At 59.6% G+C, this 15,304-nt stretch carries 12 protein-coding genes; 6 read left to right on the top strand and 6 right to left on the bottom strand.

Annotated elements, in window-relative coordinates:
- Positions 1-148: 148 nt before the first annotated feature.
- On the top strand, positions 149-1,246 hold the full coding sequence (aguA, locus tag AAHA39_RS15655; protein ID WP_156853531.1) for an agmatine deiminase: 1,098 nt from the start codon (positions 149-151) through the stop codon (positions 1,244-1,246).
- A gap of 127 nt (positions 1,247-1,373) precedes the next feature.
- Positions 1,374-3,077, top strand: coding sequence for an amidase (locus AAHA39_RS15650; RefSeq protein WP_320656519.1), 1,704 nt, complete (start codon positions 1,374-1,376; stop codon positions 3,075-3,077).
- 164 nt (positions 3,078-3,241) lie between these two features.
- Here the strand turns inward: AAHA39_RS15650 and AAHA39_RS15645 are convergent, their stop codons facing one another.
- Positions 3,242-4,045 (bottom strand): hypothetical protein, encoded by an 804-nt coding sequence (locus AAHA39_RS15645; protein ID WP_320656520.1) that lies wholly within the window; start codon positions 4,043-4,045, stop codon positions 3,242-3,244.
- A 925-nt stretch (positions 4,046-4,970) separates the two neighbouring features.
- Here AAHA39_RS15645 and cphA point away from each other — a divergent pair.
- Positions 4,971-5,735, top strand: a complete 765-nt coding sequence (gene cphA, locus AAHA39_RS15640; protein ID WP_320656521.1) for a CphA family subclass B2 metallo-beta-lactamase — start codon at positions 4,971-4,973, stop codon at positions 5,733-5,735.
- A gap of 105 nt (positions 5,736-5,840) precedes the next feature.
- On the opposite strand, the gene AAHA39_RS15635 is transcribed toward cphA, so the two are convergent.
- The 4 genes from AAHA39_RS15635 to AAHA39_RS15620 form a co-directional block, all read right to left on the bottom strand.
- Entirely contained in the window at positions 5,841-7,265 is a 1,425-nt protein-coding gene (locus AAHA39_RS15635; RefSeq protein ID WP_124241738.1) for a DASS family sodium-coupled anion symporter, read from the bottom strand.
- 445 nt (positions 7,266-7,710) lie between these two features.
- Positions 7,711-8,958 carry a DEAD/DEAH box helicase gene (locus tag AAHA39_RS15630; RefSeq protein WP_320656522.1) on the bottom strand — a complete coding sequence of 416 codons (1,248 nt, stop codon included), beginning with the start codon at positions 8,956-8,958 and terminating at the stop codon, positions 7,711-7,713.
- 103 nt (positions 8,959-9,061) lie between these two features.
- On the bottom strand, positions 9,062-10,531 hold the full coding sequence (locus AAHA39_RS15625; protein ID WP_320656523.1) for a GGDEF domain-containing protein: 1,470 nt from the start codon (positions 10,529-10,531) through the stop codon (positions 9,062-9,064).
- Positions 10,532-10,640: 109 nt separating this feature from the next.
- The gene (locus AAHA39_RS15620; RefSeq protein ID WP_216994726.1) at positions 10,641-11,099 is read right to left on the bottom strand and encodes a hypothetical protein; all 459 of its coding nucleotides are present in this window, start codon (positions 11,097-11,099) and stop codon (positions 10,641-10,643) included.
- Between the two features lie 215 nt (positions 11,100-11,314).
- On the opposite strand from AAHA39_RS15620, the gene AAHA39_RS15615 reads away from it, so the two are divergent.
- Complete coding sequence (locus AAHA39_RS15615) at positions 11,315-12,223, top strand: SAM hydrolase/SAM-dependent halogenase family protein (protein WP_033113790.1); 909 nt, start codon at positions 11,315-11,317, stop codon at positions 12,221-12,223.
- 190 nt (positions 12,224-12,413) lie between these two features.
- Here AAHA39_RS15615 and AAHA39_RS15610 read toward each other — a convergent pair whose 3' ends face one another.
- Complete coding sequence (locus AAHA39_RS15610; protein WP_005343397.1) at positions 12,414-12,974, bottom strand: gamma carbonic anhydrase family protein; 561 nt, start codon at positions 12,972-12,974, stop codon at positions 12,414-12,416.
- Between the two features lie 203 nt (positions 12,975-13,177).
- Between AAHA39_RS15610 and AAHA39_RS15605 the strand changes: the two genes are divergently transcribed.
- The gene (locus AAHA39_RS15605; protein WP_071912918.1) at positions 13,178-13,819 is read left to right on the top strand and encodes a ribonuclease T2 family protein; all 642 of its coding nucleotides are present in this window, start codon (positions 13,178-13,180) and stop codon (positions 13,817-13,819) included.
- A 72-nt stretch (positions 13,820-13,891) separates the two neighbouring features.
- Positions 13,892-14,962 carry an NAD(P)H-dependent flavin oxidoreductase gene (locus AAHA39_RS15600; RefSeq protein ID WP_208737022.1) on the top strand — a complete coding sequence of 357 codons (1,071 nt, stop codon included), beginning with the start codon at positions 13,892-13,894 and terminating at the stop codon, positions 14,960-14,962.
- Positions 14,963-15,304: the final 342 nt, after the last annotated feature.

The raw sequence follows: 15,304 nt of genomic DNA, 5'->3' as shown, positions 1-15,304 counted from the left end.
TTATTCGCCGTGTTTATGGGACAATCCATCCTATTCATTTGATGGATGGGGGCGCAACGTCTTAATCTGCGACCCACTCTTATTTTTCCGGGTTCCCGCGCCGCATCGGGCGTAAACGGGGGCCTCAATCCATGCAAGGAGCCTTGCGATGAGCATCAAGACCATTAACTCCACGCCGGCCGCCGACGGCTTCACCATGCCCGCCGAGTGGGCACACCAGCAGGCCGTCTGGATGATCTGGCCGTTTCGCCCGGACAACTGGCGCGTAGCCGGTCGCTTCGCGCAAGAGACCTTCGCCAAGGTGGCCGATGCCATCGGCGGTGCCACACCGGTTTTTATGGGTGTACCGGCCCAGTTTATGGAGCAGGCCCGCGCCATCATGCCCGCTCACGTCACCCTGGTCGAAATGGACAGCGATGACTGCTGGGCCCGCGATACCGGCCCGACCATCGTTACCAACGCGGCCGGCGAGTGCCGTGGCGTGGATTGGGGCTTCAACGCCTGGGGTGGCCACAAGGGCGGTCTCTACTACCCGTGGAATCAGGATGAGGAAGTGGCAGCCCAGATGCTGACCCAACACGAGATGGCTCGCTACGATGCGCCGCTGATTCTGGAAGGGGGCTCCATCCACGTCGATGGTGAAGGCACCTGCCTGACCACCGCCGAGTGTCTGCTCAACGAAAACCGCAACCCGCACCTGACCAAAGAGCAGATCGAAGCTTACCTGCGCGACTATCTGGGCGTCACCAGCTTTATCTGGCTGGACGAAGGCGTCTACATGGACGAAACCGACGGCCACATCGACAACATGTGCTGCTTCGTGCGTCCGGGTGAAGTGGCCCTGCACTGGACTGATGACCAGAACGATCCCCAGTACGCCCGCTCCGTAGCCGCCCTCAAGGTGCTGGAAGCGGCGGTCGATGCCAAGGGTCGCAAGCTGAAAGTGTGGAAGCTGCCCCAGCCGGGCCCGCTGTTCTGCACCGAAGAGGAGTCTGCCGGTGTCGAGAGCGGTACCGGCGTGCCGCGCGAGGCAGAAGGCCGTCTGGCCGGTTCCTATGTGAACTTCCTTATCACCAACGATCGCATCGTCTATCCGCTGCTGGATGCCGCCACCGATGGTGAAGCCCAGCGCATTCTGGAAGAGATCTTCCCGGAGCACACCGTAGTCGGCGTGCCGGCCCGCGAGATCCTGCTGGGCGGTGGCAATATTCACTGCATTACCCAGCAGATCCCTTCAGGTCAATAAGCTGGTCGAAGAGTGTAGAAATTCAAAACCCCACGCCGTGGGGTTTTCTCTCTTGATGGTGTGATGGTCGCCGGCGCTGATGCGGCGATCATCATGACAAACAGTCACCCTTTTACAGGAGATCCCCATGATCGAAGTGACCGAGGTTTCCATTGCCGAGCTGCGTGCTGCGCTCGAATCAGGCCGCACCACAGCGGTCGAACTGGTCAAGGCCTATCTGGCCCGGATCGAGGCCTACAACGGCCCCGAGACTGCCACCAAACTCAATGCCGTGGTGGTCGCCAATCCCGATGCGCTGAAAGAGGCCGAGGCTTCCGATGCCCGCCGCGCCCGTGGCGAGACCCTGAGCCCGCTCGACGGCATCCCCTACACCGCCAAAGACAGCTATCTGGTCAAGGGGCTGACTGCCGCCTCCGGCAGCCCGGCTTTCAAGGATCTGGTAGCCCAGCGCGATGCCTTTACCGTTGAGCGCCTGCGCGCCGCCGGTGCCATCTGCCTTGGCAAAACCAATATGCCGCCGATGGCCAATGGCGGCATGCAGCGCGGCGTCTATGGCCGTGCCGAGAGCCCCTACAATGCCGACTACCTGACCGCGCCGTTTGCCTCCGGCTCCTCCAACGGCGCCGGTACTGCCACCGCTGCCAGCTTCTCCGCCTTTGGTCTGGCCGAAGAGACCTGGTCGAGCGGCCGTGGCCCGGCTTCCAACAACGGCCTGTGCGCCTACACTCCGTCCCGTGGCGTCATCTCGGTGCGTGGCAACTGGCCGCTGACTCCGACCATGGATGTGGTGGTGCCCTATGCCCGCACCATGGCCGATCTCTTGGAAGTGCTGGATGTGGTAGTGGCCGACGATGCTGACACCCGTGGCGATCTGTGGCGCTTGCAGCCCTGGGTGCAGCTGCCCAAGGCCTCCGAGGTGCGTCCGGCTTCCTATCTGGATCTGGCGGCCAAGCCCGATGCCCTCAAGGGCAAGCGCCTCGGTGTGCCGCGCATGTTTATCAACAAGGATGAACTGGCCGGCACCAGCGAAAACCCCGGTATCGGCGGCCCGACCGGTCAGCGCATCCATACCCGCGAGACCGTGATTGCCCTCTGGGAAGATGCGCGCAAGGCGCTGGAAGCCGCTGGCGCCGAAGTCATCGAAGTGGACTTCCCGCTGGTCTCCAACTGCGAAGGGGACCGACCCGGCGCGCCGACCGTGTTCAATCGCGGCATCGTGAGCCCGGAGTTTCTCAACGACGAGCTGTGGGAGCTCTCCGGCTGGGCGTTCGACGACTTCCTGCGCGCCAACGGCGATCCCAAGCTCAACAAGCTGGCCGATGTCGATGGGCCGAAGATCTTCCCCCACGATCCGGGCACATTGCCGAACCGCGAGGGCGATCTGGCGGCGGGCATGGACGAGTACGTCAATATGGCCAAGCGCGGCATCAAGCGCTTTGACGAGATCCCCACAGTGCCGGACGGCCTGCGTGGTCTGGAGAAGACTCGCAAGCTGGATCTGGAGGAGTGGATGGACGGGCTCAAGCTCGACGCCGTGCTCTTCCCCACCGTTGCCGACGTCGCCCCGGCTGATGCGGATGTGAATCCGGCCTCCGCCGATATCGCCTGGAGCAACGGCATCTGGGTTGCCAACGGCAACCTCGCCATTCGCCACCTCGGCGTGCCGACCGTCACCGTCCCCATGGGGGTGATGGCCGATATCGGTATGCCGGTGGGCCTGACCTTCGCCGGTCGTGCCTATGACGACAACAACCTGCTGCGCTTTGCCTCGGCCTTCGAATCCACCGGCAGCAAGCGTATGGTGCCGCCACGGACGCCGCCGTTGGGGTGAGTTCTTTAGCTAGATAGGCAGAGCTAGTTCGGCAATAACGAAAAAACCACCCATATAGAGGGTGGTTTTTTATTTTCCAATATTTTTACTGAGCACGTTAATCTGCAACATAAACTCCATTGTTTTTAACGTAATCAAGAGCAAAATTTTACTATGAAAAAGAATTACGGTTCAATGAAATTACGGTGAGGGTATTTTCTTTTTAATTCAGCGAGTGTTTGTGTAAACATACTTTGAATTAATGTCTTTACGTTTGGAACGTTAATGTAAATTTCATTCGTTAGTTCTGTAAGTGAGGGAAGTAGTGATTTCCCTACAATTCCCTCTAACTCATTTAAAGTGAATTCTTCATCATGTCTAAATAAGCTATGCATTTTGCTGTGATACTGGTTTATATATACTTCATTCCTAGTCGAAATCGTGTGAAAAAGCGACTTGAAGTTTCGCTGGCTGCGGTCTAACTCAGCGAGCAACTGCTCATTTGGGGAGGATAATAAAAATAAACACTTTTCTATATCTATAACATTTAATAACGTTTCATCTATGCGATAGGCTGGTAATGCTAAAGCTCTCTTTGCTTCATCAATATTCATGAATTTAGACGAATTTAATTCGTACAGAGATATGATGGTCAATTGTCTGTCTAAAATAAAAGCTATATATTTTAGATAGTTCACTTCTCGTTCTTCTTTTTCTTCTTGTTGTTTATAGAATATGTTTAATATTGTTAATATGGCTGCCAAAGCACCAGCTGAGCCTAAGAATGTTCCAATATTATTTAACACAACTAAAAAACTACTTGATGTATCGTATGAGTATGCAAAAAAAACGGCTGATATGTAGAACCCTAAAAGAACAAAACAGATATTTAGTGAGTGCTTTTTTATGAATGAGTTCACAATGTTCCCTGTGTGTTTTGATTTTTGATACTCTCTATATGATATATCGGTTGCTATAAATTTATCCATAAATATATGGATTATTATAATTTTAAATTAAGAACCGTAGGCTCGAATAGCGAAGCGTATTCGGACTTTCGCGAACAGGTCGTGGCCGAGAAGGTTGCCGGTATTGCCATGACTCGGTGCGTGGCGGTATGCGGACGATTACGCTGTGCGCATCGACCCTACATGATGTGGCTTATTGTTACCTCCCCCTCATCCCCAGCCCTTCTCCCCTTGTCTGTGATCAAGAGTGGGAGAAGGGAGCAAAACGGTTCAGCTGATTGTGCCTTACGTACGAGGTTCGGGTGGGGATATGAGGGGGTTGGAATTGGCACGAACCATTCCCTCTCCCTCGGGAGAGGGTTAGGGTGAGGGGTCGCCATCTGTGTTGCAGGTTCGAATAGGGCCGTAGGTTCGAATAGCGAAGCGTATTCGGACGATCGCGAAAGTAAGGGCGTTGAGGTGACGCTGATGTTCAGGGTTTCCTGCTTCTCTTGCTATCAGGCTATTCGCGGTAAACGGACGATTACGCTGCGCTAATCGACCCTACATGATGTGGCATATTGTTACCTCCACCTCATCCCCGGCCCTTCTCCCGCAAGGGGAGAAGGGAGCAAATATGCTCCGCTGCTTGTGCGTTGGCTCTGTGGTGCGGGTGAATATGAGTGGCTTGGAATTGGCACGGGCCATCCCCTCTCCCTCGGGAGAGGGTTAGGGTGAGGGGCTGCTATCTGTGTTGTAGGTTCGAATAGCGAAGCGTATTCGGACGTTCGCGAACAGGAGGTCGTTGCCGATTTTTCCGGACTTTCCCCTGACATCCCCCTGACTTCACTCAGACTTCACACAACCTCATTTTCCCCTCACAAATCCCCCGTATCTTCTGCCCACTGCTTAAAAGGCCCGGCTTGCCACAGGGGTGGCGAGGGGGCGGTTGGTTCGAGGGAGCAAGATGATGAAAGGTTGGATGAAGTGCACATTGGCCGGGGCCGTGGTGCTGATGGCGAGTTTCTGGGGTGGCAGCGTGCGGGCGGCGGGGATCTCCCTCAAGCAGGTGAGTGGCCCTGTCTATGTTGTTGAAGACAACTACTACGTCAAAGAGAACTCCATGGTCTATTTCGGGGCCAAGGGGGTGACGGTGGTGGGGGCGACCTGGACGCCGGATACCGCTCGCGAGTTGCACAAGCTCATTAAACGGGTCAGCAGCAAGCCGGTGCTGGAGGTGATCAACACCAACTACCACACCGATCGGGCGGGTGGTAATGCCTACTGGAAGTCCATCGGGGCCAAGGTGGTGGCGACCCGTCAGACCCGGGATCTGATGAAGAGTGACTGGGCCGAGATTGTCGCCTTTACCCGCAAGGGGCTGCCGGAGTACCCGGATCTGCCGCTGGTGCTGCCCAACGTGGTGCACGATGGTGACTTCAAGCTGCAAGAGGGCAAGGTGCGCGCCTTCTATGCGGGCCCTGCCCACACGCCGGACGGCATCTTTGTCTACTTCCCCGACGAGCAGGTGCTCTATGGCAACTGCATCCTCAAGGAGAAGCTGGGCAACCTGAGCTTTGCCAATGTGAAGGAGTATCCGCAGACCATTGAGCGGCTGAAAGCGATGAAGCTGCCGATCAAGACGGTGATCGGCGGTCACGACTCGCCGCTGCACGGGCCCGAACTGATCGATCACTATGAAGAGCTGATCAAGGCGGCGCCCCAGAGCTGACCCGCGCTGTTTTTAACAATGCCGCGGCTTGTGGCAAGTGCAGCGCCGGTATGGAACGTTGCACACCCTCTATGCAAAAGGGCCCGTTACGGGCCCTTTTTGTTATCAGATCAGCCACTGCCACCAGGTGAGGCCGATGCTCATCACCACGGCAAAGCCCACGATGGCGATCACCAGACCGATGCGCATCCACTCCGCGCTGGTGTGATAGCCCATCCCCATCAGCAGCGGGATGCGGGCGTGGGAGTAGGTGGCGAGGTTGCAGCCGACGTTGGTGATGGCGGCGATGCTGAAGATGGCGAGCTCGGCAGGTACGCCGACCGCCAGCAGGGCCCCGGCAATCACCGGCGCCAGCGCCACCACCTTGGCGGTGGCCGAGGCGAAGGCGTAGGAGGTAAAGAGGTAGAGCCCCATCACCACCAGCAGCATGGGAATGGTGCCGAGCCCGCCGAGGGTGCTGTGCATAAAGCCGGAGAGTTCATCCCCCAGCCAGCCGGTAAAGCCGACCCGTTTCAGGTTGTCGGCCATCCCCATCAGCACGCTGAACCAGATCAGGGTATCGAAGGCGGCGCTGTTGCCCTTCACATCGTTCCAGTTCAGCACCCCGAGCAGCAGCAGGGCGGCCAGACCGAGAAAGGCGACCGTGGTGGCATCCAGCCCCAGATTGCTGCCGCCAACCCAGAGCACCACCAGACCGACAAAGACCCCGAGCAGGCTCTTCTCATGGCGGGAGAGGGGGCCCATTTTGGCCAGCTCCTCGCGGGCGAAGCGGGGGGCATCCGGCGTATCGCGGGTCTCGGGGCGGATCACCATATAGAGCACCAGCGGCATGATCAGCAGCAGACCGATGGCGGGCGGCAGCAGATAGAGCGCCCATTCGCGAAAGCCGACCGTCAGCCCGGCGACGCTGGCGGCAATGCCGACCAGCGCCAGATTGCCGGCAAAGCCGGTGCTGAAGGCGACCGCCGAGGCGTCGTTCATGGCGCTGACGCTGGAGAGCAGGAACTGCCCCAGCTTGCGGTCATCCTTGTTGATGGTCTTGGCCAGCGAGTCGGCAATGGGGGCGACGATGGCGGCGCGAGCCGTGTTGCTCGGAGTAGCGGGGGCCAGAATAAAGTCGGCAACCGCCAGACAGTAGGCGGAGCGCAGGGTGGACTGGCCGAAGCGGCTGAGCAGCAGCAGGGCGATCCGCTTGCCAAGACCGGTCTTGGCAAAGGCGCTGGCAATCATGAAGGCGATGACGATAAGCCAGATCAGCGGGTGGTTGAAGTCGACCAGCGCCCCTTCGATGGCCGCCTTGGGGGTCGCTTCGCCGCCGGCATGGAGCACGGCGTAGAGCCCGAGGGAGAGGATGGCGATATAGCCGGTCGGCGCTATGTTGGTGACGATGACCAGAATGGTGGCGATAAACAGAATGGCGGTGTGGTAGGCCGCCGGTGCCAGTCCGGCCGGGGCTGGCAGCTGCCAGCAGACGATAGCCAGCAGCACGGTCACGAGTGCGGCGAGCTGGGCGAGAGTGAGTTTTTTCATAAGATTCCTGTCCGGAATGAGTGGGGAGGGAGCGATTGAGGCCGCTTCAGCCCCCCTAATATAAAAGGGGTATTGATGGATGCCAAATCCATCAATTGCATCAAATTGAGCTTTTGATTAATTGCAGCTGGTTATTTGGGCTGATTTGGCCTTGTGGAGATGGGGTGGGGCAGGGCAACCGGCAGGCAATCAAAAGTGATGAACAGCAAACCGCCCGGGATCGGGCGTTCTCTTTTTATAGGGCTCGCAGCCCCGCTGTTGCCCCTTTATGGCATACGGGGCTTGGCGGTGGCCGGTATAAGCTGGAGTTGGGTCATTTCGGGAAAACCCATAAATCCTGCTTATAGTGAGCAGGTTTGCCGCTGCACCCCCGCACGGCGGCAAAACCAGCCGCGCAGGGGCTTGTTCCGGTTTACAGGGATGGGTTTGCAGGGATTGGCGGAGGTTAGCGCCGCCCCTTGCCACCCTTGTTGCCAGCGAGGGCCTGCTTTCTGGCACGCTGTTTCTGGGCCGCCTTGCTGTTGCGGCGCGGCTCGGGCTCGAAGCGGGTGAGATCCGGCTCAAAGCCCGGGAACCACTGCTGAGGCAAACGGGTGTCGAGCACCGCTTCCACCTTCTCCAGCAGCGGCGCATCTTCCGGGCTGAACAGGGTGATGGCAAGCCCCTTGTTGCCAGCGCGACCGGTGCGACCGATACGGTGGACGTAATCCTCTGCTACAAAAGGGAATTCGAGGTTAATCACGTAGTTGAGATCCGTGATATCGAGGCCGCGGGCCGCCACGTCGGTGGCAACCAGCGCCTGCAGGGTGCCGGCGCGAAACTCCAGCAGCACTTTTTCTCGCGCGCTTTGCGACAGATCGCCGTGGAAGGCGAGCGCATTGATGCCCGCCTTGCCAAGCTGCTGGGCCAGTTTGTCGGCCCCCTGCCGGGTGCGGCTGAAGATAAGCGCCGGAGCCCACCCCTTCACTTTCAGCATATGTTCGACCAGCGCCAGCTTGCGATCGCTATCCACGGTATAAACCCGCTGTTCCACCTCGGCTGCCGTGGTGTTGCGCGGTGCCACTTCAATCAATTCGGGGTCACGCAACAGCACCTTGCAGAGGGCAAACAGGTTGTCGTCGCAGGTGGCGGAGAATAGCAGGGTCTGGCGATCCGCCGGGATCTGTTTGAGCAGCGCCTTAATCTCGTCCATAAAGCCCATGTCGAGCATGCGATCCGCTTCGTCAAACACCAGATGGCGCAGTGCCGCCAGACTCAAGGCCCCCTGCCGCAGATGATCGAGCAGGCGGCCCGGGGTGGCGATCAGGATATCCACTCCGGCTTGAAGCGCCTCTACCTGCGCCGCGATACTCACCCCGCCGTAGACCAGCGTGCTGGTGAGACCTGTCCCTTCGCCGTAGCGCGCCACACTCTCGGCGACTTGCACCGCCAGCTCGCGGGTTGGCACCAGCACCAGCGCACGGATCGGGCGGGGCTCTGCTTGTGGCTGTTGTAGCAGCTGTTCCAGCAGCGGCAGCACAAAGGCGGCGGTCTTGCCGGTGCCGGTCTGGGCGCCCGCCATCAGATCGCGCCCCGCCAGAATGACGGGGATGGCGCTGGCCTGCACCGGGGTCGGCGCGGCATAGCCCAGTTCGGTCAGGGTCTGCTGCAAGCGGGGGGAGAGGGCCAGTTCGGCAAAGGAGGCTGTGGACATAGGGGCACCAGTCGGGGTTATCGCGGCCTGCGGCCACGATGCTGTGAGTGATCGTGGCCGCGATGGTAACAGATAGAGGGGGAGTGGCAGAAGGCGGGCCAGCTTAGCTGGCGGTTTCGGCGTCGGGGTTGCGGATCAGGTGGATCCGCTGGCCATCGTAGCTGGCGATATTGTGTTTGCCCTGCTGTTTGACGTGATAGAGCAGCTCATCGGCCAGATGCACCGCCTCGGCCACCGACAGGTAGTCGCGAATGCGGATCACCCCTGCCGAGAAGGTGATGGGGTCGGGCAGCTCGGCAATGGTGAGGGGGCGGGCGAGTAGCCGGGCGGCGGAGTGGCGCATCATCTCGTCATCATCCATCCCCTTGAACAGCACGATGAACTCCTCGCCGCCCCAGCGGATGGCGCTGTCCACTTTGCGGATATTGCTCCTGAGGTGGCGGGAAAAGGCGACCAGCGCCTGATCGCCAATACCGTGGCCATAGGTGTCGTTGATCGACTTGAAGTTGTCGATGTCGAGGATCATCAGGTAGTCGTGCTCGTGCAGCATGGTGCGGTTGAGGATGTCGCGCCGCGGCAGCTGGGTCAGGTGATCGGTGTGAGCCAGGGTGCGCAGGCGCTGGTAGAGCTGCTTCCACGCCACCATCGCCAGCAGAATGATGATGATGTAGACCTTGAAGGCTGCGCTGTGGAGCGCCAGCTTGATGAAGTCGAGCCAGGAGTAGGACCACTTCAGATAGAGCACGGCGCCGCTTTTGGTCTGCATAAAGGGTTTGTTGAGACAGAGATGAAAGGCACGGCACGGCTCGGCGGCATCGAAGGCGATGGCGGTGCGGGTCGGGTTGAGATTGTGAAAGGGGCGCAGCACCTCGTTGAAGGCTTCATCTACCGCGATGTCGATGGCCAGCAGGCCATATTTGTAGCCGCCGCGCCCCAGCTGATAGGTGAAGGGGAAGTACATCACTATGGTGTTGCGCAGGCTGAAACTGTCTACCTCGATATCTGAGACCACCGCTTCATCGGTGCTGCAGAAGTGCCGGAGCTTGTTGAAGCTGGCGCAGCCGAAGTAGTGATACCAGGGGCGGAAGCTCATCAGATCCACTCGGACAGAGCCCAGCTTGGCGGGCAGGATGCGCTCGTTGGCCACCATGCCGATCAGCCGGTAGTCGTCCCAGATGGTGTAGATGTTGATCACCTCCGGGTAGGAGAGGGCGTAGCGGAAGGTGTTGAGGATATTGGCCGCCGGGTATTGCAGCGGGACATCGGCAAAGCGCTCCTTGCTCTTGAGGTCGTAGCCGTAGAGATAGTCGGTGCCGACGCCGCTCGGGGGCGGGCGCCGGTCGAGCGGATGGTGCTGTGCCAGATAGCTGGCGATGTTCTCCACCTTGAGGATCTTGGCCCGCTGGTAGAAGACGTCGAACACGTTCTTCTGCTTGGCGGCTATGAGGTTCATATCGTGCTGGACGTTGAGATAGGTGTAGTAGAAGACGCAACCCAGCCCGCCCAATACCAGCAGGGCGAGCCCCAGCAGGGTGGCTCTGGGGCGGTCGAGTCGAATTTGATACCAGGCCATGGCCGGGGTCTCTCCTGAGTGGGGTGAAGGGTTCGTAGGTGCCGGATTGCGGGCGTGGACATGATTGAGTATATGCCACCCCGCCTGGCATCAGCCCCGGCGCGGCCGACTATTCAACCTGCGACACCTGCTCGCTGGCCAGATGGTGCAACCATTCCCGCACGATCAGCAGCACGGCGGCAAACTCCTCCTCCCGCGGCAACTGGTTGGCGGCGAGGGGATCCCCCTCAGCCATGGCGGCCAGCTGGCCAAAGGCTTGCTCCACCAGTTCCCGGCTCATGGTGTTATCCCCCAGCACTTCGGCCAGCGAGGGTTCGCTGCGCAGGGTGAGGGGCAGACCGGGCGGTATATCGGGAGCGATGCGCATCAGCTCATCTTCCACCACCATGATGGCGCGCTCCAGTTCGAGCGGGGTGGGCGGCGCGTGGCGAAATGGCCCTGGCTGGATGGCGCGGGTGCCGAAGGCGAGCGTCCAGCTGGCGAGGGGAGCATCGGCGTGGCCAAGCCAGACCTGACTGCGCTGCTCGCCAATCTCCAGTAACAGTGTGGTATCGGGGGCGGGATTCATGGTGCGGGACTCCTGTCGGGGGCGAGTGTGACAACCCTCTTTTGATAACGCCATCAACCGGCTTTGGCGAGCACAATTTCTGCCATAGCCCCTCTGTTTTGCGAGTGGTGGCTCACTTTGGTGTTAACACCTTGCAATAAATTCCTATTGTGGCAGTCTAGATGGCCAAATGAAGGTTTTTAACCACTCATTGCCACCGTTTCAGGAGTTCAGATATGGATATTCGTACCGCTCCCCGCGCCATTGCGCTCGCCCTGCTGCTGGCCAGCAGTGTTGCCACCGCCAACGAGGCGCTGGTGATCCAGACCGACTTTGGCCTTAAAGATGGCGCCGTCTCGGCCATGAAGGGGGTCGCCTTCGGGGTGGATCGCACCCTGCCGCTCTATGACCTGACCCACGAGATCCCGGCCTACAACATCTGGGAAGCCTCCTACCGCCTCTACCAAACCTTGCAGTACTGGCCCAAGGGCACTGTGTTTGTCAGCGTGGTGGATCCGGGTGTCGGCACCGATCGCAAGTCGGTGGTGCTCAAGACCAAGAGCGGCCACTACATCGTCAGCCCTGATAACGGCACCCTGACTCTGGTAGCCGAACACTTCGGCATCGACACCGTGCGCCAGATCGACGAGAAGACCAACCGCCTCAAGGGCTCCGAGAAGTCCTACACCTTCCACGGTCGCGACGTCTACGCCTACACCGGCGCCCGGCTCGCCTCCGGTGCCATCAGCTACGAGCAGGTGGGCCCGAAACTGCCTGCCGAGGTGGTGAAGATCCCCTATCAGGCTGCGGTAGCCGAGAAGGATGGCACCCTCAAAGGCACCATCCCGATCCTCGATGTGCAGTACGGCAACGTCTGGACCAACATCGACGATACCTTGCTGACCAAGGCGGGGATCAACAAGGGGGATACCGCCTGCATCAAGATCAGCGAAGGCTCTGCGCTGAAATATGACGGCAAGGCACCCTACGTCAGCAGCTTTGGCGATGTGCCGGAAGGGCAGCCGCTGGTCTACCTCAACAGCCTGCTGCAGGTGTCGGTGGCGCTGAACATGGACAGCTTCGCTGCCAAGCATCAGGTGCAATCCGGTGCCAACTGGCATATCAGCCTGAAGAAGTGCTCCTGAGTCGCACATATATAAGTCGCGATAGAAACAGCAACGGGCGCCTCGGCGCCCGTTTTGTTCTCTGGTAATAAAGAAAGGATCAGAACTCGTTGGAGAGCGCCTTGTACCCTTTGACCAGATCGATATTGGTATGGGCCACGTCTTCGGAGAACTCGGCGGCATCCACTGAAACCCGCGGGAAATAGAGGGATCAGAACTCGTTGGAGAGCGCCTTGTACCCTTTGACCAGATCGATATTGGTGTGGGCCACGTCTTCGGAGAATTCGGCGGCATCTACCGAAACCCGCGGGATATGGGTCAGATCGCTCTGCTGGTTGATGCGGGTGGTGGAGGGGACGTAGAACTCCGGCGGCAGATCGCAGCCATCGATCACCGAGTTGTGACGCACCACGGCGCCGTCACCGATATGGCAGTTGAACAGCACGCTGTTGAAACCGATAAAGACCCGGTTCCCCACTTCGCACGGCCCGTGGACGATGGAGCGGTGGGCGATGGAGGTGTATTCGCCGATGGTGACGGCGGCGCCGGATTTGGAGTGGATCACCACCCCGTCCTGAATGTTGGAGTTGGCGCCGATGACGATGGGCTCCATCTCGCCGTTGGCATCCACCTCGTCGGCGCGGATCACCGCGTAGGGGCCGACGAAGACATTCTCTTTGATGATCACCTTGCCGCAGATGATGGCAGTTTTGTCGATATAGGCGGATTCATCGATGACCGGCAGGTGGCCGGAGGGATTTTTGCGGATCATGTTACATCCTGTGGTTGCCAAGAGAAGTGCTTGGGGGGCGGACGAGGCGTCCACCGGTCGGTCAGCTTACCCCTCGTCGCCCCTCGGTGAAAGCCCTGACTGGTCTGACCCTTGTCGCAAGCAGCGCCGCGATCACTGTTTCCGCTCGCCGGAATATGGGAGCATGGCTGCCATCCCGAGAGTCGGTTTGGATGGATATAAAGATGAAGAAGATGATGGCCCTGTTGGCTGGTGGTTTGCTGCTCTCCTCTGCGGTGCAGGCGAAAGGGGTGGCGGGTGACTTTGATTACTATGCGCTGGCGCTCTCCTGGTCGCCCGAGCACTGCGCCGTCAAGCCTGCGGACAAGGATCAATGTTCCCGCAAGCTGGGCTTTGTGTTGCACGGTCTCTGGCCCCAGTACGATCGCGGTTATCCCGGCAACTGCACCCGTGAACGGCTCGACGCCAACATGGAGCAGGAGTTTGCCGGCCTCTACCCCAGCCGTTTTCTCTATCGCCATGAGTGGGAAAAGCACGGCACCTGCTCCGGCCTGAGTCAGCCCCAATTCCATCAGCTGGCAAGCGACCTGCGCCAGAAGGTGAAGATCCCGGCGGCTTATCAATCCCCGGAAGAGCCGCTGCGCAAGAGCACCTTCCAGCTCAAGGCTGATCTGGCGAGCGCCAACGAGTGGCTGGCTCCCGACAACATCACGGTAGCGTGCGCCGATGGTGGCCGCTTCCTGCGGGAGATCTACATCTGCGTCAATAAAGAGGGGACGGATGCGGTCACCTGTTCCGCCGAGATGCAAAAGCGCGAGCGCCGCTCCTGCGGTCAGCCGGATTTCCTGCTGCGCAGCGTGCGTTGATGTGTCACTAGCGTGAGCGGGCCCATGATGGGCCCGCTCTGTTCCCGCCATTTGCAGAAAAGAGTCTGGATCATGGATGCCCCTTCCCGTTTTGCTCGTCGTCTCGGCCTGCGTTACCCGCTGATCCAGGCCCCCATGGCAGGTGTGCAGGATCACCGGCTGGCCATCGCCGCCTGTCAGGCAGGCCTGCTGGGCTCCTTGCCGGCGGCCATGCTCGGCAGCGAGCAGTTATCCACCCAGCTGCAGGCGATGCGAGCTGCGACCGATGGCCCCTTCAACGTCAACTTCTTCTGCCATCGGCAGGAGGAGCCAGATCCTGATCAACAGATGCGCTGGCAACAGGCGCTCTCTCCCTACTATGCCGAGTTTGACATCAGCATGGCGGCAGCAACGGTTGCCGCAGCCAGGGCGCCCACCCGAGCACCGTTCAACGCACAACATGCCGAGCTGCTGACCGGGTTCAGGTCGGCGGTGGTCAGCTTCCACTTTGGTTTGCCAGCCCCCGAGCTGCTTGCCAGCGTGAAGGCGAGCGGCGCCTATGTGCTGGCCAGCGCCACCACGGTGGCCGAGGCACAGTGGCTTGCTCACCATGGTGCAGATGCGGTGATTGCGCAGGGGTTGGAAGCGGGCGGTCATCGCGGCCATTTCCTCTCTGATGATCTCGCGCTGCAGCAGAGCACCTTTACCTTGCTGCCACAGATCCTTGCCGCGATCGACCTGCCGGTGATCGCCGCCGGTGGCATCGTCGATGGCAAGGGGATTGCCAAAGCGCTGGCGCTGGGGGCGAGCGCCGTGCAGATGGGTACCGCCTTTCTCTGTTGCCATGAGGCGACGACCTCGCCGCTGCATCGTGCGGCGCTTCACTCATCTCGAGGCGAGCATACGGCGCTGACCAATCTGTTCAGCGGCCGCCCCGCCCGCGGCATCCGCAACCGGTTGATGCGGGAGCTGGGCCCGCTCTCGGATCTGGCGCCTTGCTTCCCTTATGCCAGTGGCGCCCTGGCTTTGCTGCGCTCAGTGGCGGAGTCCCGGGGCGATAGCGGGTTCTCTCCGCTCTGGGCGGGGCAGGATCTCTCCGGTTGTCGTGAGCTGCCCCTCCGCGAGCTGGTGGCGGAGTGGATAAAGGAGGCCGGGCTGGCGTGATTGCCTCTATATAAGGCTGACTGGTGAGGGGATGGCTGGCGAACTGCGTGCACAACCACCTGATAAGCGCTGTGTTATGGCCGCAAACAATCCGGATTTTACGCCTTTCTGTGGATAAGTCTGTGCAAAGCTTGTTGGTTGATATGAATAACCAATAAAGTGCAGTTTTTTGCGATTTTATTGCATTTTGGCCCTTGCCAATGTGATCAATCTCTCTATAATGCGCCCCATCGACACGGCAAGCGGCAACGCAAACAACCGGGTCGATAACCTCGAAAAGCCTTTGAAAATAAGGCTTGACTCGAGAAGGCGGTTGAGTAGAATGCCACTCCCGCAGCAGCA

Origin of the sequence: Aeromonas sp. SE22, assembly GCF_038739755.1 — a bacterium.
Taxonomy (GTDB): Bacteria; Pseudomonadota; Gammaproteobacteria; order Enterobacterales; family Aeromonadaceae; genus Aeromonas; species Aeromonas jandaei.
The sequence above is the reverse complement of the archived record's forward strand: the minus strand, read 5'-3'. Positions and strand labels throughout refer to the sequence as shown.

Coding starts and splice junctions, on each gene's coding strand:
- aguA (WP_156853531.1), top strand. CDS start 149: ATGAGCATCAAGACCATTAACTCCACGCCGGCCGCCGACGGCTTCACC.
- AAHA39_RS15650 (WP_320656519.1), top strand. CDS start 1,374: ATGATCGAAGTGACCGAGGTTTCCATTGCCGAGCTGCGTGCTGCGCTC.
- AAHA39_RS15645 (WP_320656520.1), bottom strand. CDS start 4,045: ATGGATAAATTTATAGCAACCGATATATCATATAGAGAGTATCAAAAA.
- cphA (WP_320656521.1), top strand. CDS start 4,971: ATGATGAAAGGTTGGATGAAGTGCACATTGGCCGGGGCCGTGGTGCTG.
- AAHA39_RS15635 (WP_124241738.1), bottom strand. CDS start 7,265: ATGAAAAAACTCACTCTCGCCCAGCTCGCCGCACTCGTGACCGTGCTG.
- AAHA39_RS15630 (WP_320656522.1), bottom strand. CDS start 8,958: ATGTCCACAGCCTCCTTTGCCGAACTGGCCCTCTCCCCCCGCTTGCAG.
- AAHA39_RS15625 (WP_320656523.1), bottom strand. CDS start 10,531: ATGGCCTGGTATCAAATTCGACTCGACCGCCCCAGAGCCACCCTGCTG.
- AAHA39_RS15620 (WP_216994726.1), bottom strand. CDS start 11,099: ATGAATCCCGCCCCCGATACCACACTGTTACTGGAGATTGGCGAGCAG.
- AAHA39_RS15615 (WP_033113790.1), top strand. CDS start 11,315: ATGGATATTCGTACCGCTCCCCGCGCCATTGCGCTCGCCCTGCTGCTG.
- AAHA39_RS15610 (WP_005343397.1), bottom strand. CDS start 12,974: ATGATCCGCAAAAATCCCTCCGGCCACCTGCCGGTCATCGATGAATCC.
- AAHA39_RS15605 (WP_071912918.1), top strand. CDS start 13,178: ATGAAGAAGATGATGGCCCTGTTGGCTGGTGGTTTGCTGCTCTCCTCT.
- AAHA39_RS15600 (WP_208737022.1), top strand. CDS start 13,892: ATGGATGCCCCTTCCCGTTTTGCTCGTCGTCTCGGCCTGCGTTACCCG.